The organism is Corynebacterium sp. CCUG 71335, from assembly GCF_024454075.1.
In the GTDB taxonomy this organism is placed as follows: Bacteria; Actinomycetota; Actinomycetes; order Mycobacteriales; family Mycobacteriaceae; genus Corynebacterium; species Corynebacterium genitalium.
In genome coordinates this window covers 82,283-102,918 of the sequence record NZ_JAGPYY010000010.1, presented here as the reverse complement: position 1 = coordinate 102,918, position 20,636 = coordinate 82,283, and the positions used below count along the sequence as shown (strand labels likewise).

Below are 20,636 nucleotides of genomic sequence, written 5' to 3'. Positions count from 1 at the left end.
GAAGACGCCTACTATCAACAATCACACGCCCACCCGTTGGGCGTTCAATAAGCGGAACGAAAACCAGGACGCTTCACCACTGAGCTGAGCAGGACAACAACCACGCCCAGTAAACGGCATTGCCGGCACGGTTGCTCAGAACCACCCACATGCCAAAACCAACGACTCCAACGATGGCAAGTACGAGGAATATCAGCTCGATTCCGGTACTGCTAATGGGCTGGTTATCGCCCACGACGGAAAAGACATCAAACGTGTTCAAGCCATCCACCACCGGTGCGGACAGAAAGAAAACGAACGCGCCCACACATCCGAGAAGCAGCCATCGCTTGCCGCCGACCTCACGACGCGGGACCCGTTCGAAAGGCCGTTTGATTTCATCCATCTTGAAGTAGCGGCGGTCCCACGCATAGCGGTTCCGCTCGTACAACTGGTTGCCGTTCGGACGGGTGGCCCATTCGCATCCCTTCCACACGCTGCCGAGCATCAGTGTGAGGCTCGCCGTCAGCACGGGCAGCAGGAAGTAACCAATGTGCACCTGGTCGGCTGCCGCAGAAGATGGGTTAGTCATCGACTCGGCGAATCGCTGCAATGCGCCGATGCACCAGCATGCAGTGGAAACAGCACACGTCAGTGTCGTTGTGACGATGAGGAAGTAGAACCGAAAATTCGCTGCGACAAGCATCACGAGCAAAATGCCGAGGAGACCCGCCCAGAAGGAGATCGTCTCCGCTAGATTCGCGGCCGCAGGCTCCGACGGCGCACCACCGTAGGTCAAACCCAACCACCCAGAATTACCGACGTAGGGCAATCCCGCAGCAAAGCAGTACATGAACGCTAGGCCCATGGGTGGGTGCAACACCATGTTGCCCATGTACAACATGGTCCACGGCTTCAGCTTGCCCGGAGGCTCCAACCCGTTCGGGGTAATGCGGTACTCCGGATGGGTGTCGGTACCGCCACCGTATGTCGGCTTCTCTAACCTTCTTCGCTGCTCGTTCACGCTGCACTCCGTCCATTCACACTCTGGAAGTGGAATGCTGCGTCAGTATGAAAAGTTCCTGATGCTGCGGTGGTTGTACCGATCCCGGGCGGTGAGCCTATGCTCTGCGTACTGCGTCCCGCCCCTATTTAGTCGTGCGCGTGCCCGGTTTGACGGTGGCGCTGGGCTGCCCGCTGGCGGCGGTCGTCGACAATGGAGCCCGCGCCGTCTGTGCGCCGCACGGCCTGCGTCGCCGCATCCGTCTGCAGATCAGCGACGGGGTTGAACTCCGTCTGCTCGCGCCGCTGCTCCTCCAGGCGTTTTTGCTCGGGGGTGCGGCGCATCCAGGCGACCGACAGCACCGGAATAGCCACGATGACCGCGAGGATTGCCACGTAAATACCGGCCCCAGATGTCACCCCCGCGGCGGCTGCTGAGCTGGTCTGGCGCAGCCACAAGCCCAGCAGCGCCATGACTAACGCGACGCAACCGGCCATCCACGCCAGCAAGGCTAACGACGTGCGCCGCAGGATCACCGTCAGCAGCGTGAAGACGACCAAGCAGAGGAACGACAAGACAGTGAATAGCCGCTCCGTGACCGCGATCGACATGCCGTCCGCCTCGGTGAACGTGAGCATCTGCAGGCCCGTGGTGTCGCCAGCGAAGGGTAGGAACAGAGACACCACGTAAACAACGATCGCACCGACCAGCAGCCAGCGGTGCCAGCCTAGGTCGAGCGTGTCAGCGGAGTGCTTCTCCTGCTGGGCGAGTTCGGTCTGCGTCGGGTTGCTCATGATCCTCCTATCCGCAGCTCCCGCATGCCCCGCCCGCGCCGGCCGCGCCAGCTGCAGCGGGCGCAGCCACCGGCGCACCGATCTTCGGCATGCCTAACCCCACGCCGACAGGCGCGGTCGTGGGCACCTGGCCGGCCTCAGAGTTGTCGCCGGCCAGCGTGCGGCGGTGCGCCGTCACGCGGGAGTCCGCGATCAGATAGAAGGGACGGGCGTCAGTGATGGTGGTGTGGACGATGTCGCCGGGGCGGACGGCGTCGATAAGCGAACCGGCGTCGAAGTGCACCAACCGTCCGTCGCGTGCGCGCCCGGACAGTCGCGTACTCTGCGCGCGGTCCGCCTTCTTCTCGTTCGTCTCCTGGACGAGCAACTCTTGGGATGTGCCGATGAGCTTGAGGTTCTCTTCGTAACTGATCCGCTCCTGCAGGGCGAGCAGGCGCTCGAAACGCTCCTGAACGACCTCTTTGGGAACCTGGCCGTCCATTTCCGCGGCGGGCGTGCCGGGGCGCGGCGAGTACTGGAAGGTGTACGCCGAGGTGAACCGTGCCTTTTCGACAACGTCGAGCGTCGCTTGGAAATCCTCCTCCGTCTCACCCGGGAAACCCACGATGATGTCCGTGGTGATGGACGCGTGCGGCAGCTTCGCGCGAACTTCGTCCAAAATGCGCAGGAATTTCGCAGAACGGTAGGACCGGCGCATGTCTTTGAGCACCTTGTCGGAGCCGGATTGCAAAGGCATATGCAGCTGCGGGCAGATGTTCGGCGTCTCGGCCATCGCGTCGATGACATCAGAGGTGAACTCCGCCGGGTGCGGGGAGGTGAACCGCAGCCGCTCCAGGCCCTCGATCTCGCCGCACGCGCGCAGGAGCTTCGAAAACGCCGAGCGGTCGCGCGGCATGTCCGGGTCGACGAAGTTCACGCCGTACGCGTTGACGTTCTGGCCCAGGAGAGTCACCTCGGACACGCCCTGGTCAACGAGCGCCTGCACTTCAGCGAGGATGTCGCCCGGGCGGCGGTCCTGCTCCTTGCCGCGCAACGACGGCACGATGCAGAACGTGCACGTGTTGTTGCACCCTACCGACACCGATACCCAGCCGGCGTAGGAGGACTCTCGCTTTGCGGGCAGCACCGAGGGGAAGACTTCGAGGGATTCGACGACCTCGACTTGCGCCTCCTCCTCAACCCGGGCGCGGTCAAGCAGTGCCGGCAGGGCCGACATGTTGTGCGTGCCAAAGACCGCGTCGACCCAGGGCGCTTTCTCCACCACCGTGTCGCGGTCCTTCTGCGCAAGACAGCCACCGACGGCGATTTGCATGCCCGGGTGGTGCCGCTTCTTGTCGCGCAGCGCACCCAGCGTGCCGTAAAGGCGCTTGTCAGCGTTTTCGCGGACGGCGCAGGTGTTGAAGACGATCAGGTCGGCGTTGTCGTCAGTCGCCGCGACGTATCCAGCGTCTTCCAGCAGGCCAGACAGCCGTTCGGAATCGTGCACGTTCATCTGGCAGCCGAACGTGCGCACCTCGTAGGTGCGGGGGTGCTGGCTGGTTCCGTTTACGGTGCTCGTCGCTAGTGTCACGGTGACACAGTGTATTCCGCGCACCGAGAGAGTCCTAACCGCGTAACGTTGGTCTCATGCGCTCGATCCACCTTGCTGCCGCGCTCGTCTCGGTTCTCGGAGTCAGTGGACTCAGTGCGTGCGGTTCGCCGGATGATCAGGATCTTCTGTCCCAGATCGAATCCGGCCGCGTCGATGTGGGCTCCGCGTTCACAAATCCCGGTCTGAGCATGATGCGTGACGACGGCTCCCCTGCCGGCCTCGACATCGACATCGCCACCTACGTGATCAACTCGATCGCCGACGACAACGGGTGGGACCACCCCGAGATCGAATGGCGCGAGACCCCGCCCGGCCAACGTGCGTCACTGCTGGACAACGGGTACGTGGACATGGTCGCCTCGAACTATTCCATCGACGCCAAGCGTGCCGAGGAGGTCTCCTTCGCCGGGCCGTACCTGCTGACCCACCAGGCGCTACTCACGGTGGACGGGTCTCACATCACGGGGCTGGAGTCGCTCGACGGCAAGAACCTGTGCTTTGTCACCGGCACGACGGCCGCGAAAACACTGCGTGAGGACATTCCGGGCGTGGTCCTTGCCGAATACGACAGCTACACCGCGTGCCTCGACGCTCTGCGCGCCGGGGAGGTCGACGCCCTGTCCACCGACGCGGCGATTCTCTCCGGGTTCTCCGCGCACGAGCCAGGGGTGTTCCAGCTCGTCCCGTTGGAGCGCGATGGCGCACCGCTTAACGACGAGCACTACGGCCTCGGCCTCCCCCGCGACAATGATGCCAGCGTCTCAGCCGTCAATGAGGCGCTGGCGAAAATGCACGAGGACGGTTCCTTCGACCGTTTCGTCGATGAGCACCTCGCCTCTGATGCCGCAGTGCAGGCCGACACCCCGGGCGATATGTCCTTCCTGAACTAGCACTGCCGACGTCGCCCGGGCTCAGCCCACCTCAGCGATGCGCGCGTCGAGCGTTTCCCGCGCAACGCGCATGGTCAGCTCCGAGTTATACCCACGACGAGCCAGCACGCCGACGACGCGGCGGAGCACCTTGTCGTACTCGGCGCGGTCTTCCGGCGGCACCTTCACCTCGCGGACTTTCTTTTCCGCGACGACCCGCGCCTGAGCTTCCTCATCCTCGGCCGTGATCTGCGCGAGCGCTTCGGCACGCAGCGGCTCGGCAACGCCCTTGTTCCGCAGCTCGAGGTCAAGGGCGCGGGCGGACTTGCCCCGGGCAGTAGCGCGCTGGCGGACCCATTCGTGGGCGAAGGATGCGTCGTCGATAAGCCCGCTCGACTCCAAGGCGCCCAGCACCTCGTCGATGAGGTCCGGCTCGAACTGCGGCTCTGGCCCCGTGCCCACCAGCCGCTCGCGCAGCTCGTGGCGCGACCGGGAGCGCTGGTCCAACAACCGCAGTGCTTTCTCGCGGATGCGCGAGGTTTCCTTCTCGTGGGCTTCGTCGATAAGCGGGGCGTGTTGGCCCGCCGCATACTCGTCGAGCGCTTCCTGCAGCTTGCGCAGCTTCTCCGGGTCAGGCGCGGGATAGTCCGGCACTACTCTTGAGCGGCGCCGGCGAGCTCGTCGGCTTCATCGTCGTCGAAGTCGATGTTGGGCACCATGTCCACCGGGTCGTCGGACAGCTGGTCCTGACCAGCGAACTCGCCCACCCCGAGCTTCTCGAAGATCTTGCGCTCCAACTCATTCGCCAGCTCCGGATTCTCCTTCAAGAAGACGCGCGCCTTTTCCTTGCCCTGGCCCAGCTGATCGCCCTCGTAGGTGAACCACGAACCGGACTTCTTGATGATCCCGTTGTCCACACCCATGTCGATGATCGACGACTCGCGCGAGATGCCTTCGCCGTACATGATGTCGAACTCGGCGACCTTGAACGGCGGGGAAACCTTGTTCTTCACGATCTTCAGGCGCGTGCGGTTACCGATCGAGTCCTGGCCGTCCTTGAGCGTCTGGATGCGGCGGACATCGCACCGCACGGACGCGTAGAACTTCAGGGCCTTACCACCGGTGGTGGTCTCCGGCGAGCCGAACATGACGCCGATCTTCTCGCGCAGCTGGTTGATGAAGATCGCGGTGGTGCCAGAGTTGTACAGCGCACCGGCCATCTTGCGCAGCGCCTGAGACATCAGGCGGGCCTGAAGGCCGACGTGGCTGTCGCCCATCTCGCCCTCGATTTCAGCCTTCGGGGTCAGGGCGGCGACGGAGTCGATGACGATCATGTCGATCGCGCCGGAACGCACCAGCATGTCCGCAATCTCCAGCGCCTGCTCACCGGTGTCCGGCTGGGAGACCAGCAGGTTGTCGGTGTCCACGCCGAGCTTCTTAGCGTACTCCGGGTCCAGCGCGTGCTCCGCGTCGATGAACGCTGCGATGCCGCCCGCGCGCTGCGCCTCTGCGATCGCGTGCAGCGCCACCGTGGTCTTACCGGACGACTCCGGGCCGTAGATCTCGACAATGCGGCCGCGCGGCCACCCGCCAATGCCCAGCGCCACGTCGACGGCAGTGTTGCCGGAGGAAATCGCCTGGATCGGCGGGCGGTTATCGTCGCCCAGGCGCATAATGGCGCCCTTGCCGAAGTCCTTCTCAATCATGGCCATTGCCGCGTCGAGCGCGTTCTGCCGGTCGTTGCCTGTGTTGCTTGCCTTCTTCTTCGTCGCCATCGCGTGGTCAGTCCTTTCGCTAATAACTTTGCTGTCTGTGCTGTTATCTGGGTCGGTTGCGGTCTGCATATTTCGTTAGACCGCCGAAGACCCGTTTCCGGTTCCCCGTTGTCAGAAACTCAATCTACTTCGGCAACGGACATTGTTTCGAACATACACGCACGAATGTTCGAAAAGAAAGTTTCCGCCGCGTCACTCCCCCGGCTTATCCACGCCCAACCTGCGCTCCTCCGGCACATCAAACGCCTCACACAACCCTTCCCACACAAAGCGCGGATCGACTCCACTTTCGATCAACTCCTCCGCCGTCTTACCTTCCCCAGGAAAGACGTGCGACGACACGACCCACTGCCCTTTCGCGTCGCCGAACTCGTCGTGGATTAGCTGTTGGAATTCCGTCAAGCGCATGCGGCCAAGGATACGCGCACCGCCGTTCGCTTATCGACGGCCATTGCCCAACCCCATATAAGACTGCCCGGCAACGGGACACGTTCTTTGAGTTTGCTCACTGTAGTGCGCAAACATCCCTTGCCAGCCATGGTGAGGCCCACTTAGCGTGAGGGCGTGAACTTACTTGACTTCCTCACCAGCATCGGGGTGGACGACCTCGCGGGTTTCGACCGCGATGCCTTCCTCGCGGCCGGCCTTGCACCAGCCCGGGTAGCCGAGCTGACCTTGGTGCATGCGGCCTACTACGGGCCAGCACGGTCGTCGTCGTTAGCCGTGGCGCAGCGCGACGCCGCCGACGCCGCCCGGTCGGGCGGGGTGTGCGTCGACATGCTCGCCCAGATCGAACGCTCCATCAAGCACGTCACCTCCGACGTCGAGCGCGCCGGGTTCCGGGCAAAGCTCATCGCTGCGGCTGCCAGCACCGTAACAACGTGTGCGGGGCTGGCGCGCTACGCCAAGGCGATTCTTCCGGCGAAAGAAGTCAACCCGCGCAAGGGCGTGTCATTCGGCGCATCGGTCAAGGGGATGCGCACGGCAGTCATCACCGCCTGCGAGCACGTCATGGCGGCGCTCGAAGCGACGCTGCGCTCGAACATTTCTCGCGATTTGCCGGCCGCGCCGCAGATGGCCGACGCCTTCGAAGAGCTGATGCGCTCAGGCGCAGGAGTCCCCGAGGCGGCACCGCGGCCGACCATCATCGTCCCCGCCCCTGACCTGGCGCAGATTCACGCCGGCAAGGGTGATGACGTCCTCCTAGGCTTGACCGACGGCACCACCATCACTGGCAAGGACTTCCTGGCACAGTACTTCCAGAATCCCGCCTACGGCCTTGAGGCCGCCCTGTTCCACCCAACCGAGGGCCCGCTCAACCATTACCGGGACCTGCGTTTCGCGTCGGAGAAGCAGCGCACCCTGGCCAAAATCACTCAGCCTATCTGCGCGAACCCGGATTGCCGGATGCCCGCCGACCTCTGCCAAGTCCACCACGTCGACCCGTGGAAAAACGGCGGTGTCACCAACATTGACAACTTGGCCATCGTCTGCGAGTACCACAACCGCGTCAACGACGATGATCCCCACATCAGCAAGCGCGGCCGCATCGAGATCCGCGCGGGCCGCCCGGTGTACGTCTCACCGAGGGGCTACCCGCGGACGAACACGAAGCATCCGTACGGAGCAATGGACGCGCTCTTCGGCACCGTGCAGTACGCCGCAGCGAGCTAACGCAGGGTTCCCCGCGCAGCACCTCTTGAACGGTGTTCAATTGGGTCCGCTATTGTGTTGTCCATGACGACAACGACTGACACTTCTGCCCGCGGCACCGGCAGCTCTTCCGCCGCGCTCGACATCGCCTACGTCGCAGTCTTCGCCGCCCTGATCGCCGTGCTCGGTTTCTTGGCCATCCCGGTCGGCGCTGCCGGTGTGCCGATTGTCCTGCAGAACGCCGCCACCATCCTCGCCGGCCTCGTCCTCGGTGCCCGTCGGGGGTTCCTTGCCACCGGCCTGTTCCTTCTCGTGGGACTTTTTCTTCCGGTTCTCGCCGGCGGCCGCACCGTCATTCAAGCTTTCGCGGGCGTGACATTCGGCTATCTGGTCGGTTACCTCATCAGTGCCTTCGTCGCCGGCCTGATCGCCTACCGCTCCCCCTGGGCAAAGAAGGGGGCGACCGTGGCCATGTTCATTCTCGCCGGCGTGGTCGCCCTCGCTTTGCAGTACCTCTTCGGTTCGCTGGGCATGATGTGGCGCGCGGACATGAGCTTCGGCGCGGCGATCGCCGCCCAGGGGGCGTTCGTTCTCCCCGACTTGGGCAAGCTCGCCGTCATGATCGCCATCGCGCTTGCTGTCCACGCGGCATTCCCGCAACTGCGCCGCAGCTAGGCGTGCACCGTGCCCACAATCACGTTCGACCGCGCGTGCGTCGCCTACGACGGCTCGGTCATTCTCCAGCCGCTGTCCTTCGAACTGTCTGAGCAGCGCATCGGCATCATCGGCTCCAACGGTTCAGGCAAGTCGACGTTGGTGCGCATGGTCAACGGTCTCATTGAGCCGACGTCGGGCGCCGTGCGTTACGACGGACTAGCCACCCACTCCCACGGCAAAGACATCCGCCGCCGGGTAGGGTTCATCTTCTCCGACGCCGAAGCCCAGATCGTCATGCCGCGGGTCCGCGACGACATCGCCTTCTCTCTGCGCCGGTTCAAACTGCCCAAACAGGAGGTCAACGCCCGAGTCGACGAGATGCTGGAACGTTTCCAGCTCGGCGACCGCGCCGAAAACTCGCCCCACACCCTCTCCGGCGGCGAAAAGCAGATGCTCGCGCTAGCCGCCGTGCTCGTCATCGAACCGGAGACGATCATTGCGGACGAACCAACCACCCTTCTGGACCTGCGTAACCGGCGCCGGATTATTCAGGAGTTGGAGGGGTTGGACCAGCAGTTGATCGTCGTCACGCATGACCTGGAGATGCTCGACAACTTCGACCGCGTGCTGTGCATCAACGACAGTGAGCTCGTCTACGACGGCCCTCCCGCTGACGCGGTCGCGTTCTACCGCGATTTGATGAAGCACACGCCATGAGACTGCGAGAACTCCCGCTCGGTGTTTACGTGCCCGGCGACACACTGCTGCACCGCGCGTCCCCAACTGCGAAGTTCCTCGCGCTCGTCGTGTTCATCATCCTCGTGGTGTGGCTGCCCACCCAGCCGTGGCATGCGCTGGGTGTCCTTGCTGGGATCTTCGGCTTCTACGCCATTGCCGGCATTCCGGTGGACACAGCATGGCGGCAAGTCGCCCCGGTCCTGCCGATCATGGCGTTCCTCGGCGCATTCATGTGGTGGCAGAACGGGTGGATGAACATGCTCACCACCTTGGTCGGGCTGATTGCCACCTTCATGGCGGCCACGTTGCTGACCCTGACGACCACCATCGAGGAACTCATGGAGGCCCTCGAGTCGAACATGGCGCCGCTCGCACGCATCGGGGTGCCGGTGGACACGATCAGCCTGGCTATCGCCCTGACCATCCGTCAGATCCCGCTGCTGTTCAACACCGCCAACGAGTCCCTAGACGCGCGAAAAGCCAGGGGCGCGAATACGTCGCTCCTGGCTTTCGGGACTCCGCTGGTGATCCGCAGCGTTCGCCGCGCTCAGCTCACGGGTGAGGCGCTCATGGCGCGAGGAGCCGTCGATTAGCGGCTTCCCCGCAGGGGTTTTTAGTGATCGCCGCGCAGCTCACGCATGCGCTCTGCGACAGCGTCGCTAGACACGTCCGGCGCATCGGTGTTGGACTGGTAGCCACCCTGAATCTGCGGCTGCTGGCTCGGCGCCTGGTTGGCCTGCGGCAGAGCCTGCTGCTGACCGGACTCGAGAGCGCCACCGCCCATTTCTGCGCGGATCTGCTCGAGACGGGAGTGGCCGGCCATCTGGATGCCTGCCTGCTCCACCTCAGCCATGCGGCCCTGGACGGAGTTCTGTGCCAGTTCAGCCTGGCCGAGTGCGTTGGAGTAGCGGCGCTCGATCTTCTCGCGGACCTGGTCCAGGTTCGGCTGGTTGCCGCCGGTGATGGAATTCATGGACTGCAGGGACTCGGCGACCTTCTCCTGCATCTTGGCCTGCTCCAGCTGGGACAGAAGCTTGGAACGCTCAGCGACCTGCTGCTGGAGCTGCATGGAGTTGCGCTCGACGGCCTGCTTAGCCTGCTGTGCCTGCTGCAGCGCCTGATCGTGCAGAACCTTGGTGTCCTCCACGCCCTGCTCCGCAGTGACCAGCTGGGCGGCGAAAGCCTCGGCCGCGTTCTCGTACTCGGTGGCCTTCTGCATGTCGCCCTCGGACCGTGCCTTGTCGGACAGCTGCAGCGCCTGCTTGGTGTTCGCCTGCAGCTTCTCGACATCTGCCAGACGGCGGTTGAGCTGCATCTCCAGCTGGCGCTGGTTGCCGATCACGGCAGCTGCCTGCTGGCTCAGGGCCTGGTGCTGGCGCTGGGCTTGGCCAATCGCCTGCTCGATCTGGATCTTCGGGTCTGCGTTCTCCTCGATCTTGTTATCGAAGAGGGCCATGAGGTAGTTCCAGAACTTGGTGAACGGGTTAGCCATGAGTGTTCGAGCCTTTCTGCGGCGATGTCTAAAGAATCTTTAACGCCTACATGGTAGCCGAGTGGTGCCAGCCGTGCGCGGGAGAACGCGGCGAACAGGCAGCGCTTAGACCTCGGCGGCTGCCGGCGGGGTGTGAGCCAGTTCGTCGGCCATCGCCTGCAGCGACAGGTTCGCTGCTGCCTCGAGCAGCAGATCGGACACGGTGGTATCAAGCGCCAGGCACACGGAGGCGAGCAGCTCGGAGGAGACTTCCTTCCGGCCGCGTTCGAGCTCGGAGAGGTAGCCCGGCGACACGCGCGCCTGCGCGGCCAGTTCGCGCAGAGTCACTCCCTTATCTGCACGGAAAGCGCGCAGGGACATGCCGAGCGCCTCACGCAGCAGCGGTTCACGAATGCGTGTCGACGTCGCCGGCTGCTCCACCGGAGCAGCATGTGCGGGCTGGTACTTGAGCGTTGTTGTAGTTGCCATCGTGTTATTCAACGGTTGGTCGGCAGATATTGTTCCCGTCGTGTTCCCGACAGTCTAGCGCCTGCTCACACCCTCGATTTCATAGCGCAGGGCGAACATGGCGGCGAGCACAGCGTTCTCGCGAATCTGTTGACGGTTGCCTGCCACGACCCGCTGCGGGGTCGCGGACCACGGGACGAGCGAGTACCGCACCGCGTTCGGGTAGTCGAGCGCGAGAATGCCGGCGGCTCTCGTCGCTGCGGTACGCCGCGGCCCCGATACCCCGATGTACACCTCTCCCACGGGGTGGTCGTCTTGGCTATCGGGTCCTGCGACTCCGGTCAGCCCAACTCCCCAGTCGGCGCCGCATGCCGTTCTCGCGCCGCGCGCCATGTGGCGTGCCGTGGCCGAGTGGATCGGGCCATGCAGATCGAGCACCTCTTCGGGCACACCCGCAAGAGATTCCTTCAGGTCGGTCGCGTAGGTGACCAGTCCCCCGCGCAACACGTCGGATGCTCCCGGCACGGAGGCAATGGTCGCGGTGGCCAGCCCGGCTGTGAGGGATTCGCACAGTGCCAGGGTCTCTTTCCGCCGGCGCAGCGCGTCGATAATGTCGGCTGCGAGTGCCTCCGCGACACGAATCTGGACGCTGCGCTCGACATCGACCTGTTCGATCCGGGGGACTAGGGAGCGGGTCATGCGGAGGCCTTACCTGCTGCGTTGGCCCGCGCGCCATCGACAAGGTATTGCACGCCCGTGACCACGGTGACCGCGACCGCGATGAGCATGACCGCCAGCGTCGGGATGTCCATCCAGCCAGGCAGCGGGCACAGGTACATCGCCACACCGACAGTCTGCAGGACAGTCTTGAGCTTTCCGCCTTTCGACGCCGGAACCACCTTGCCCTGGCGCAACATCCACATCCGCCAAAACGTGATGCCCAGCTCACGTACCACGATGACCACCGTGATCCACACCGGCAGGTTGCTGGCAATGTTCAGGGTGGCCAGCGCCGTGATCATCAGTGCTTTGTCGGCGATCGGGTCGGCGATTTTGCCGAAGTCCGTGATCAGCCCGCGCGAGCGCGCAATGTCGCCGTCGAGCTTGTCGGTGATCATGAGTGCAACGAACACCCCGAACGCCCACCACCACTGCTGGGAAAGCACCAGCCACGCGAAAACGGGCGTGAACAGGATACGCAGCGAGGTCAGAATGTTGGGCAGGTTCCAGTTGGACTGTCTGGGTGCTGGTTCGGTCACAGTTCTAACCCTACATCCCTAGACTCGGGGTCCATGACGTACTACGCAGTGACCTACACCTATGGTGAGCGCTCGCTCATCAGCGCCACCCGCCCCCGCCACCGCGACTACATGACCGCCCTGAAGGACGACGGCATCGTGGTCGCGGCCGGGCCGTTCGAGGGCGACGCCCAGTCGCTTATTCTCTTCCGCGTGGCGGACCGGGCGGCTCTCGAGGAGATTCTCGCCGCGGACCCCTACACCGAGGCGGGAGCGCTCGCAGACCGGGAAATCCGCGAGTGGAACCCGGTGATCAACGCGTTCTAGCTCCGCCTGCGACGGTTACGCTTGCTGGCCGCCGCGTGAGACGTCGAGGTGGCCGGTGTCGCGCGATCCAGTGGCGGTGTGGTCGCCCTTGCCGGACGTCGCAGGGTCATCAATCCACTCGAGGTGGTTGCCGTCCGGGTCGACCTTGCGGCGGTTGCCGTGGTCGTCGTAATCGATGTGGAACTGCGGGCCGTTCGGGTCCTTTTCGCCGTTCTTGACCATCTGGCGTTCTTTGATCAGAGAAGCGATGGCGGTAATGGCCAGCACGCCGACAATCACAACGAGCGAGGTGACCGTGCCAATCTCAGGCACTGCAAAGCCTTCGCCGCCGTTGATGAACGGCAGGTTGTTCTCATGCAGGGCGTGGAGCAAAAGCTTGATTCCGATGAATCCCAGCACCACGGCCAGGCCGTACGGCAGGTACACCAGCTTGTCCAGCAAACCGTTGAGCAGGAAGTACAGCTGGCGCAAGCCGAGCAGCGCGAAAGCGTTTGCGGTGAAGACGAGGAACGGTTCGGTGGTGATACCGAAGATGGCCGGGATGGAATCGAAGGCGAACATCACGTCGATGAAGCCGATCGCCAGCAGGGCCACGAACAGCGGGGTGACGGCCTTCTTGCCTGCTTCGGTGACAGACATGAGTTTGTCGCCGTGGTAGGACTGCGTCACCGGGATAGCCTTGCGCAGCGTCTTGACCACCAGCATGTCGTTCGGGTCGGTCTCCGGTTGATCGGTAGCCTCGTCATACACCAGCTTGATCGCCGTGTAGAGCAGGAACGCGGCGAAGATGTAGAACACCCACGACCACGCCGAGATGATCACAGCCCCCAGCAGAATGAAGATCAGGCGGAACACGAGCGCCATGACGATTCCGATGAGCAGCACCTTCTGCTGGTACGCGCGTGGAATCTTGAAGGCGCCCATGATCAGCGCGAAGACGAAGAGGTTATCCACCGACAGCGACAGCTCGGTGATGTAACCGGTGAAGAATTGCACGCCGTGCTCCGCGTCCCACTGCCACCAGACAATGCCGCCGAAGATCGCCGCCATGGTCATGTAGAACGCAGCCCAACCACCCGATTCCTTCATGGAGGGCTCGTGCGGGGTGCGGACGTGGGAGACGAAGTCAAAGATGAAGAAGCCGAGGATGACTGCCGACGTGACAAGCCAGATCCACAAAGGGACGTGCATGATGTGACCTCCGGTCAAAACGGGTACGGACCGGAGGTCTCCCCCACCTGCGCGTTGCGACGGCGGGCCGCCTGGACCGGGCAACGCGCGACCATGCAGCCGCCCGTCGAACCGTGTTGACGATCCAAGGCGCTTTCGGGGTACTCCCCTCCAACAGGAAGCAACCCTACTTGATCGTCGCGGCCGCCACACGCCCTGGCCCGCTGCACTGTGGTTTAAACAGCGAACGGATCATCCTCGGGGTCAAGATTAAGTCGCAGCTCAATCGAGCCCGCAACCTCAGCGATGGCATCAAAGCCGAAACGATGCGCGATGAAGGCGGCCGCCATATCGATTCCGGCAGTGACTCCCGACGATGTCCACCGATCACGGTCATGAACCCACCGTGCGGAGCGACGCCATTCGATAGCGCTGCCGAACGTGGTCGCCCAGGCGAACGCATTCTTATTGCTCGTTGCAGCGTATCCTTCGAGTAGCCCGGCGGCCGCCAATAGTCCCGAACCGGTGCATACCGACATCAAGATCTGCGAATCGGCGGCCAAAGACTTCAAGTCGGTCAGAAAACTCTCGTCTTTCACGAGCTGGCGGGTACCCAGACCCCCGGGGACGAAGAGGACGTCTCCAGATTTCGCACTGAGTTCCCCGTCTACACCTAGGCGAACCCCTTGGGAGGTTGTAACAGACGCGCCGTCCGCCGACAGCATCTCCACTTCGATGTCGTCGACCTTGGAAAAAACCTCGACAGGTCCGGCGACATCTAGTAGCTCGACATCGTCGAACAGAACGACCGACACCCGCAGACGGGAGCCATCGACTCCCATTTAGAATGCTCCACCGGTCGGATTGTAGGCGGCCTTCACGGTCTGGGGATCGGCGTCGGCGCCGTCGTTCGAAACGGAGTCAGCATCGGAGGAGCTCTCCTCCTGCAGTGCTTGCTCCTCGAGCACCTCCTTGGGCGCGTCTGCCGGATCTGCACCCTTGATCATCCACAAGATGGTGTCCAGCTCTTCCGGCTTGACCAGCACCTCGCGGGCCTTTGAACCCTCGGACGGGCCGACGACGCCGCGGCTTTCCATCAGGTCCATCAAGCGGCCGGCTTTGGCAAAGCCGATGCGCAGCTTGCGCTGCAGCATGGACGTAGAGCCGAGCTGGGAGGTGACCACAAGCTCGACGGCCTCGAGCAGGTCGTCCATGTCCTTGCCGATCTCCTCGTCAATGTCCTTCTTCTCGGCAGCTTTCTCCTCGGTGACACCCTCGGTGTAATGCGGCTCGCCCTGCTCCTTGACGGCGTCCACAACGGCCTGGATCTCCTCGTCGGACACGAACGCACCCTGCAGACGCTGCGGTTTGCCAGCGCCCTGCGGGATGAACAGGCCGTCACCCATACCAATGAGCTTCTCGGCGCCGCCCTGATCCAGGATGACGCGGGAGTCCGTCAGAGAAGACGTGGCAAATGCGAGGCGCGACGGCACGTTCGTCTTGATCAGGCCGGTGACAACGTCGACAGACGGACGCTGCGTGGCCAGCACCAGGTGGATGCCCGCCGCGCGCGCCTTCTGGGTGATGCGGACAATGGAATCCTCGATCTCCTTCGGCGCGGTCATCATGAGGTCGGCCAGCTCGTCAACGACGCAGATGATGAGCGGGTACGGACGCATTTCACGCTCGGACCCCGGAGGCGCCTGTAGCTCGCCGGAGCGGACCTTCTTGTTGAAGTCCTTGATGTGGCGCACGCGCGCGGACTTCATGTCCATGTAGCGCTGCTCCATCTCCTCCACGAGCCACTGCAGGGCGGCCGCGGCCTTCTTCGGCTGCGTGATGATCGGGGTGATCAGGTGCGGGATGCCTTCGTACGGGGTGAGCTCGACCATCTTCGGGTCAACGAGGATCAGGCGCACCTCTTCCGGCGTCGCGCGCGTCAGCAGTGACACCAGCATCGAGTTCACAAACGCCGACTTACCGGAACCGGTCGAACCCGCCACCAGCAGGTGCGGCATCTTCTGCACCGACGCGGACACGAAATCGCCTTCGATGTTCTTGCCCAGGCCGATGAGCATCGGGTCATGGTCGCCACGCACATTCGGCGCTTCGAGCACGTCGCGCAGGCGGACCATCTCACGGTCGGCGTTGGGGACCTCAATACCCACAGCAGATTTGCCGGGGATCGGGGTGAGCAGACGGACGTTGTCGGTTGCCACAGCGTACGCCAGGTTGGACTGCAAGTTCGTGATCTTGGAGACCTTCACACCAGGGCCGAGCTCGACCTCATAACGCGTGACTGTCGGACCACGCGAGAACCCGGTCACGCGCGCGTCGACATTGAACTCCTCGAAGACATCGGTGATCGCCTCGATCATCCGGTCATTGGCCTCAGTGCGTGTCTTCGGCGCTTGGCCAGCCACGAGCAAGCTTGTCGACGGCACCGTGTAATCCGTCTGCGACCACGTCTCCGGCTCACGCGCCTGAGGTTGGTCAGCGGCGTCACCCTTGTCGGCCTGGCCGGACTTCGCCTTCTCCTTCTCCGAGTTCGGAGTAGATGCGGGCACAGCCGACGCATCAATGCCGGAGCGAGCGATGATCGCCTGGCGCATCTGCTCACGCGACTGAGCGACAGGGTCTGCAGAGTCAGCAGCGTCAGCGGTGTCCGTTGCGTGGGTGTCGGCACCGTCAATGTCAGTGCCGTCGATGTCCTCGTCCACGGTGGTCGGTGCGACAGCGACCTTCTTGCGGGTCGAACGCTTCTTCCGCGGTGGTTCTGCCTGCGGGTCCAGCACTTGGGTGCGGTTAGCGCCACCGCCACGGTCGACCTGGTCGTAGTCGTCGTAGTTGCTGTCGGTGGGGACGTCGAAAAGCGTGGGCTCTACGCGAGCGCTGGACCCGCGCGGGCGGCGTGAGCGACCCTCGGCGATGTTATCGAGGTCGTCTTCGACATGGCCGTACATGTCATCGTCAGCGAGGTCGTCCTCCGGGTCGGGCGTGCGCGCATTGTCAGCGATGCTGCGGAACAGTGCGCGGATGTAGTCGAAGGATTCACGCACGGTAATACCCGTAGCCAACAGCGCAGCGTAGACGATGACGAGAATCAACAGCGGCACAGCGACGTACGGGCTAAAGCCTGCGCTGAGCGGGCCACCGACGAAAGCGCCGATCGCACCCCCGGCGACGCGTCGGCCTTCCCATGTTTCGGGCGTTCCAGCGAAGATGTGGATCAGACCGAGCATGCAGATGCCGATGATGGTCAGACCCAAACCGCTGTGCGCGCGCTCGGACGCGTTCGACCCCAGGCGGAGCATGATCGCGATGGCAACGCAGACGAGGATCACGGGCAACACCAGAGCGCCGGCACCAATGACCCAGTGGGTCCCGTTCGCAATGGCCGCCCCTACCGGGCCGGCAATATCCAACCACACCGAAGCGCCAAGGATCGCCGCTAGGCCGATGAGCACAAGGCCGACCGCGTCAACGCGTCGGCCGTTGAGCCCCACAGCGTCGTCGGCATAATCAGCGTCAGCAGAACGGGAATCAGCTGCCGGTTCCGTTGCGGGAGAAGTGTCGCGCGTCGTCCGCTTGCGCCGTGTCGACTTCGGGGTGGTCTCGTCGGCGTAGGCCTCTTCAGGGGTCAAGGCGCGGGATCCGCGGCCAGTGGTGGGCTGAGAGTCGTCAAGCAAGTTCTCGTCGCGGCGCTTACGGCCGCGCCCACCGCTGGCTCCCCCACCAACGGCCCGGAATGAGCTGGTGGCCTCGCGAGCGGCGTTGCCCAGCCCGCGCCCGACGGCGCCGACAGCAGAGCCGACACGCTCGTTGGCGGTGTCGGCTGCGCGTGTGGAGCCGGTGGAATCGGACGTAGAGCGGCCGCGGTACGGGCGAGTTCCGCCGGTGTTGCGCGCGCCGCCGCGGCGCTGGGTACTGGTGACAGACATGGTCACCATGTTAATGGCCAGCACACCTCAAGTCACATACGCCACACCGGTTTCAGCGGTTCAATGGTGGAGAATGAGCGTCAAGCCTAAAGACTAGAACTGGCGCTTGACTTCCTGGATGTCCGCCTCGTCGCCCTCGATTTCGACTTGGACGGCGTCGCGGCCGGTGACCCAGAGCAGCAACTCGCCCGGCTCGCCTTTCACGCGCACGACGCGGTCGCCTTGCTCAGCGACACCGCGCTTGCCGCCGAGCGTGACGGGAGGGTGGTTCGGCGGGGTGAGCACCACCGGCACGTCAGAGGACGTCAAGGCCATCTTCCCCATCATCTTGGCTGCGCCCATCAGCTTCGTCTCGACAGCGCGAGAGAACTCGCGCGGTTCTACGGTGCCGGAACCGCGACGCACGTCCTCATGGTGGATGAAGTTCTCGGAGACGTTCATGAAACTGTCCAGAGGCTTGATGTGCAGCGGTGGTCCCGCCGCCCACTCGTTGACCAAGTGCTCATACGACTCTTGCTGCTTGGCTTTCTCCTGCGCAGATCGAGTCAAGTCTTTGAGGGCCGATACGACGTACCCACCCGCGAGGTGCGTGCGGTGCTCGCGGATGAACAGGTGGGCTGCTAGGTCATAGGTAGTCCAGCCCTCGCACAAAGTCGGGGCATCGGGGCCGACCTCGAGCATGAGTTCGGCGAGCTTCTCGCGTTCTTTTTGCTGAAACGACATGAGCCCCAGCCTAGCGCGGCTGGGGCGAGCGAGTCTGTGCGCATCTACCGCCCAGATGACAAGGAAACGCCCTGCCGTTACTACGGCAGGGCGCGTCGATAAGCAATGCTCGTCTACAGCGACTCGCGGGACTCCGCGATCTCCTCGGGCGACGCCGGGGTGATGTCGTCGGTGTTCATCGGCACCACGGTCGGCAGAATGACTGGCTCGCGCTTGTACTTCTGCTCGATGGTGCGGGAAATGCGCCGGCGCAGCTGCTGCACCATGCGGTACGGGTCATTCTCACCCTCGGCAGCCAGGTCAGACATGGTGGTCTCCACCAGCTCCTGGATGACCGGGACGACACCACGATCATCGTCGATGAGACCTGTGGTAGACACCTTCGGCTTCTCGATGAGGCTGCCTGTGCGGTCGTCGATCAGACAGGTAATGGAGATGACACCGCCGGACGCCAGCGAAGTGCGGTCTGCCAGAACATCCGGGTCGACATCGCCCATCGTGGTGCCATCAACGTAGAGGTGACCAACCTGGTACTGGCCAGCGACCGTGATCTTGCCGTCAATCATGTCCACGACCACACCGTTCTGCGCCAGAACAGTGTTCTCTGGCTTCACACCAGTCGCGATTGCCAGCTCCTTGTTGGCACGCAGGTGACGCCACTCGCCGTGGACCGGCATGGCGTTACGCGGGCGGGCGATGTTGTAGAGGAACAGCAGCTCACCGGCATAGCCGTGACCGGACGCGTGGACGTGGGCGTCCTCGTTGGTCACCACCGTCGCACCGATCTGGGCGAGGTTGTTGATCACGGCGAAGACCGCTTCCTCGTTACCCGGAATGAGCGAGGAGGACAGGATGATCAGGTCGCCGTCACGCACCGTGATCTGGCGGTGTTCGCGGCGCGACATGCGCGACAGCGCCGCCATCGGCTCACCTTGCGTACCGGTGGTGATGAGCATGACGCGGTGCGGGGCCATCTTCGCGGCCTCTTCGATCGGGATGATCGTGCCGCGCGGAGCCTTGAGCATGCTCATCTTCTCCGCGATCTCCATGTTGCGGATCATGGAGCGGCCGTTGAAGGCGACCTTACGGCCCGACGCCACCGCAGCGTTGATCGCCATTTGCACGCGGGACACGTTCGAGGCGAAGGATGCGAGGACGACGCGCTGCTTCGCACCCTGGACAAGGCGGATCAGCGTCTCCTCGATGCCGGCCTCCGAACTGGAGATGCCCGGAATGGTGGCGTTCGTGGAGTCGCAGAGGAACAGGTCGATGCCCTCGTCGCCGTAGCGGGCCAGCGCGGGCAGGTCCGTCGGCTTGTTGTCGTACGGGGTCATGTCCAGCTTGATGTCACCGGTCATGCATACGGTGCCGGCACCGGTCTTGATCACCACACCGAGGCAGTCCGGAATCGAGTGGCCCACGCGCCAGAAGCGCAGGTTGAACGGGCCTGCTGTGATCTCCGACTTCTCGTTGACCTCGTGCAGCTTCGGCTTCTGGCGGTGTTCGCGGGTCTTGGCCGCGATGAGCGCGTTGGTGAAGCGCGCGGAGTAAATCGGGATGTCCGGGCGCAGCTTGAGCAGCCACGGAATCGCGCCGATGTGGTCCTCGTGCCCGTGCGTGACCACGAGCGCCTCAACCTTATCCAGCTTGTTCTCGATCGGACCGAAGTCCGGCAAGATGAGATCCACACCCGGCTCGTCCGAAGACGGGAAGAGCACACCACAGTCCACAATGAGCAGGCGGCCGTTGTACTCGAACACGGTCATGTTGCGGCCAATCTCAGAGATGCCGCCGAGCGCGTAAATACGCAGCGCACCGTTTGCCGGCTTCTGCGGGGCGGGCAGACGCTTCGTCAGGTCCGCACCCTGCATCGACTTCATTGGGTTACGGCGGTTGTCACCGCGGCCTCCCCCACGGCCGCCACGTCCGCGTCCACGGCCACGGTTGTTTCCACCACCGCCATTTCCGCCGTTGCCACCGTTACCGCCGCGGTTGTTGCCAGAGCGGTTACCGCCGTTGTTCGAACCGCCACCGTTGCCGCCGTTGTCGTTCTTGCCGTTGCCGCCGCCGTTATTGTTGGAGCCCTGGTTATCCCGGCCCCCACGGTCGTTGCCGGCATCGGCATTGTTGTCGGCGGGCGAGGTGTCCGGGGTCTGGAACACCGGTTGCTGGTCGCCAGCCTCTGGCGGGCCCGCCTTGCGGGACACCTTGCGGGAGCGGTTACGGGATTCATTCATAC

General features: G+C 63.7%; 21 protein-coding genes. 6 read left to right on the top strand and 15 right to left on the bottom strand.

The window, feature by feature from the left end; genetic code table 11:
• Positions 1-73: 73 nt before the first annotated feature.
• The 3 genes from KBX19_RS08480 to miaB form a co-directional block, all read right to left on the bottom strand.
• The gene (locus tag KBX19_RS08480; protein WP_255998389.1) at positions 74-1,003 is read right to left on the bottom strand and encodes a hypothetical protein; all 930 of its coding nucleotides are present in this window, start codon (positions 1,001-1,003) and stop codon (positions 74-76) included.
• A 128-nt stretch (positions 1,004-1,131) separates the two neighbouring features.
• Positions 1,132-1,776 carry a hypothetical protein gene (locus KBX19_RS08475; protein ID WP_255998388.1) on the bottom strand — a complete coding sequence of 215 codons (645 nt, stop codon included), beginning with the start codon at positions 1,774-1,776 and terminating at the stop codon, positions 1,132-1,134.
• 7 nt (positions 1,777-1,783) lie between these two features.
• Positions 1,784-3,370, bottom strand: a complete 1,587-nt coding sequence (gene miaB, locus KBX19_RS08470; protein WP_370687013.1) for a tRNA (N6-isopentenyl adenosine(37)-C2)-methylthiotransferase MiaB — start codon at positions 3,368-3,370, stop codon at positions 1,784-1,786.
• Positions 3,371-3,402: 32 nt separating this feature from the next.
• Between miaB and KBX19_RS08465 the strand changes: the two genes are divergently transcribed.
• Positions 3,403-4,257, top strand: a complete 855-nt coding sequence (locus KBX19_RS08465; RefSeq protein WP_255998387.1) for a glutamate ABC transporter substrate-binding protein — start codon at positions 3,403-3,405, stop codon at positions 4,255-4,257.
• A 21-nt stretch (positions 4,258-4,278) separates the two neighbouring features.
• On the opposite strand, the gene KBX19_RS08460 is transcribed toward KBX19_RS08465, so the two are convergent.
• The 3 genes from KBX19_RS08460 to KBX19_RS08450 form a co-directional block, all read right to left on the bottom strand.
• Positions 4,279-4,890, bottom strand: a complete 612-nt coding sequence (locus tag KBX19_RS08460) for a regulatory protein RecX (protein ID WP_255998386.1) — start codon at positions 4,888-4,890, stop codon at positions 4,279-4,281.
• On the bottom strand, positions 4,890-6,011 hold the full coding sequence (recA, locus tag KBX19_RS08455; protein ID WP_255998385.1) for a recombinase RecA: 1,122 nt from the start codon (positions 6,009-6,011) through the stop codon (positions 4,890-4,892). The genes KBX19_RS08460 and recA overlap by 1 nt, the downstream gene beginning before the upstream one ends.
• Before the next feature lie 192 nt (positions 6,012-6,203).
• A complete protein-coding gene (locus KBX19_RS08450; protein WP_255998384.1) occupies positions 6,204-6,419 on the bottom strand; it encodes a DUF3046 domain-containing protein in 216 nt (71 codons plus the stop codon).
• 156 nt (positions 6,420-6,575) lie between these two features.
• On the opposite strand from KBX19_RS08450, the gene KBX19_RS11380 reads away from it, so the two are divergent.
• The 4 genes from KBX19_RS11380 to KBX19_RS08430 all read left to right on the top strand — a co-directional run bounded on the left by KBX19_RS11380 (position 6,576) and on the right by KBX19_RS08430 (position 9,652).
• Positions 6,576-7,685, top strand: a complete 1,110-nt coding sequence (locus KBX19_RS11380) for an HNH endonuclease signature motif containing protein (RefSeq protein WP_005289786.1) — start codon at positions 6,576-6,578, stop codon at positions 7,683-7,685.
• Positions 7,686-7,748: 63 nt separating this feature from the next.
• Positions 7,749-8,339: a biotin transporter BioY gene (locus KBX19_RS08440; protein ID WP_255998382.1), complete on the top strand. Its 591-nt coding sequence runs from the start codon at positions 7,749-7,751 to the stop codon at positions 8,337-8,339.
• Between the two features lie 9 nt (positions 8,340-8,348).
• Entirely contained in the window at positions 8,349-9,038 is a 690-nt protein-coding gene (locus tag KBX19_RS08435; RefSeq protein WP_255998380.1) for an ABC transporter ATP-binding protein, read from the top strand.
• Positions 9,035-9,652, top strand: coding sequence for an energy-coupling factor transporter transmembrane protein EcfT (locus KBX19_RS08430; protein ID WP_255998379.1), 618 nt, complete (start codon positions 9,035-9,037; stop codon positions 9,650-9,652). The genes KBX19_RS08435 and KBX19_RS08430 overlap by 4 nt, the downstream gene beginning before the upstream one ends.
• A gap of 20 nt (positions 9,653-9,672) precedes the next feature.
• Here KBX19_RS08430 and KBX19_RS08425 read toward each other — a convergent pair whose 3' ends face one another.
• The 4 genes from KBX19_RS08425 to pgsA form a co-directional block, all read right to left on the bottom strand.
• The gene (locus KBX19_RS08425) at positions 9,673-10,551 is read right to left on the bottom strand and encodes a PspA/IM30 family protein (RefSeq protein ID WP_005289774.1); all 879 of its coding nucleotides are present in this window, start codon (positions 10,549-10,551) and stop codon (positions 9,673-9,675) included.
• A gap of 105 nt (positions 10,552-10,656) precedes the next feature.
• Complete coding sequence (locus KBX19_RS08420; protein WP_255995011.1) at positions 10,657-11,019, bottom strand: helix-turn-helix domain-containing protein; 363 nt, start codon at positions 11,017-11,019, stop codon at positions 10,657-10,659.
• 54 nt (positions 11,020-11,073) lie between these two features.
• Positions 11,074-11,697, bottom strand: coding sequence for a CinA family protein (locus KBX19_RS08415; protein ID WP_255998377.1), 624 nt, complete (start codon positions 11,695-11,697; stop codon positions 11,074-11,076).
• Positions 11,694-12,257, bottom strand: coding sequence for a CDP-diacylglycerol--glycerol-3-phosphate 3-phosphatidyltransferase (pgsA, locus tag KBX19_RS08410; protein WP_255998375.1), 564 nt, complete (start codon positions 12,255-12,257; stop codon positions 11,694-11,696). Before pgsA ends, KBX19_RS08415 begins: the two co-directional genes overlap by 4 nt.
• A gap of 33 nt (positions 12,258-12,290) precedes the next feature.
• On the opposite strand from pgsA, the gene KBX19_RS08405 reads away from it, so the two are divergent.
• On the top strand, positions 12,291-12,563 hold the full coding sequence (locus KBX19_RS08405) for a YciI family protein (protein ID WP_005289767.1): 273 nt from the start codon (positions 12,291-12,293) through the stop codon (positions 12,561-12,563).
• A 15-nt stretch (positions 12,564-12,578) separates the two neighbouring features.
• Here the strand turns inward: KBX19_RS08405 and KBX19_RS08400 are convergent, their stop codons facing one another.
• The 5 genes from KBX19_RS08400 to KBX19_RS08380 form a co-directional block, all read right to left on the bottom strand.
• A complete protein-coding gene (locus tag KBX19_RS08400) occupies positions 12,579-13,754 on the bottom strand; it encodes a TerC family protein (protein WP_255998373.1) in 1,176 nt (391 codons plus the stop codon).
• Positions 13,755-13,969: 215 nt separating this feature from the next.
• Positions 13,970-14,575, bottom strand: a complete 606-nt coding sequence (locus KBX19_RS08395) for a DJ-1/PfpI family protein (protein ID WP_255998372.1) — start codon at positions 14,573-14,575, stop codon at positions 13,970-13,972.
• Positions 14,576-17,674: a DNA translocase FtsK gene (locus KBX19_RS08390; protein WP_255998371.1), complete on the bottom strand. Its 3,099-nt coding sequence runs from the start codon at positions 17,672-17,674 to the stop codon at positions 14,576-14,578.
• Between the two features lie 93 nt (positions 17,675-17,767).
• The gene (locus KBX19_RS08385; protein WP_255998369.1) at positions 17,768-18,397 is read right to left on the bottom strand and encodes a TIGR03085 family metal-binding protein; all 630 of its coding nucleotides are present in this window, start codon (positions 18,395-18,397) and stop codon (positions 17,768-17,770) included.
• A gap of 113 nt (positions 18,398-18,510) precedes the next feature.
• Positions 18,511-20,634, bottom strand: a complete 2,124-nt coding sequence (locus KBX19_RS08380; RefSeq protein WP_305083787.1) for a ribonuclease J — start codon at positions 20,632-20,634, stop codon at positions 18,511-18,513.
• Positions 20,635-20,636 lie beyond the last annotated feature (2 nt).

Excerpts from the sequence above, each read along its gene's own strand:
- KBX19_RS08475 (WP_255998388.1), bottom strand. The coding sequence starts at position 1,776 with ATGAGCAACCCGACGCAGACCGAACTCGCCCAGCAGGAGAAGCACTCC.
- KBX19_RS08465 (WP_255998387.1), top strand. The coding sequence starts at position 3,403 with ATGCGCTCGATCCACCTTGCTGCCGCGCTCGTCTCGGTTCTCGGAGTC.
- recA (WP_255998385.1), bottom strand. The coding sequence starts at position 6,011 with ATGGCGACGAAGAAGAAGGCAAGCAACACAGGCAACGACCGGCAGAAC.
- KBX19_RS08450 (WP_255998384.1), bottom strand. The coding sequence starts at position 6,419 with ATGCGCTTGACGGAATTCCAACAGCTAATCCACGACGAGTTCGGCGAC.
- KBX19_RS08440 (WP_255998382.1), top strand. The coding sequence starts at position 7,749 with ATGACGACAACGACTGACACTTCTGCCCGCGGCACCGGCAGCTCTTCC.
- KBX19_RS08430 (WP_255998379.1), top strand. The coding sequence starts at position 9,035 with ATGAGACTGCGAGAACTCCCGCTCGGTGTTTACGTGCCCGGCGACACA.
- KBX19_RS08425 (WP_005289774.1), bottom strand. The coding sequence starts at position 10,551 with ATGGCTAACCCGTTCACCAAGTTCTGGAACTACCTCATGGCCCTCTTC.
- KBX19_RS08420 (WP_255995011.1), bottom strand. The coding sequence starts at position 11,019 with ATGGCAACTACAACAACGCTCAAGTACCAGCCCGCACATGCTGCTCCG.
- KBX19_RS08415 (WP_255998377.1), bottom strand. The coding sequence starts at position 11,697 with ATGACCCGCTCCCTAGTCCCCCGGATCGAACAGGTCGATGTCGAGCGC.
- KBX19_RS08405 (WP_005289767.1), top strand. The coding sequence starts at position 12,291 with ATGACGTACTACGCAGTGACCTACACCTATGGTGAGCGCTCGCTCATC.
- KBX19_RS08400 (WP_255998373.1), bottom strand. The coding sequence starts at position 13,754 with ATGCACGTCCCTTTGTGGATCTGGCTTGTCACGTCGGCAGTCATCCTC.
- KBX19_RS08395 (WP_255998372.1), bottom strand. The coding sequence starts at position 14,575 with ATGGGAGTCGATGGCTCCCGTCTGCGGGTGTCGGTCGTTCTGTTCGAC.
- KBX19_RS08390 (WP_255998371.1), bottom strand. The coding sequence starts at position 17,674 with ATGTCTGTCACCAGTACCCAGCGCCGCGGCGGCGCGCGCAACACCGGC.
- KBX19_RS08385 (WP_255998369.1), bottom strand. The coding sequence starts at position 18,397 with ATGTCGTTTCAGCAAAAAGAACGCGAGAAGCTCGCCGAACTCATGCTC.
- KBX19_RS08380 (WP_305083787.1), bottom strand. The coding sequence starts at position 20,634 with ATGAATGAATCCCGTAACCGCTCCCGCAAGGTGTCCCGCAAGGCGGGC.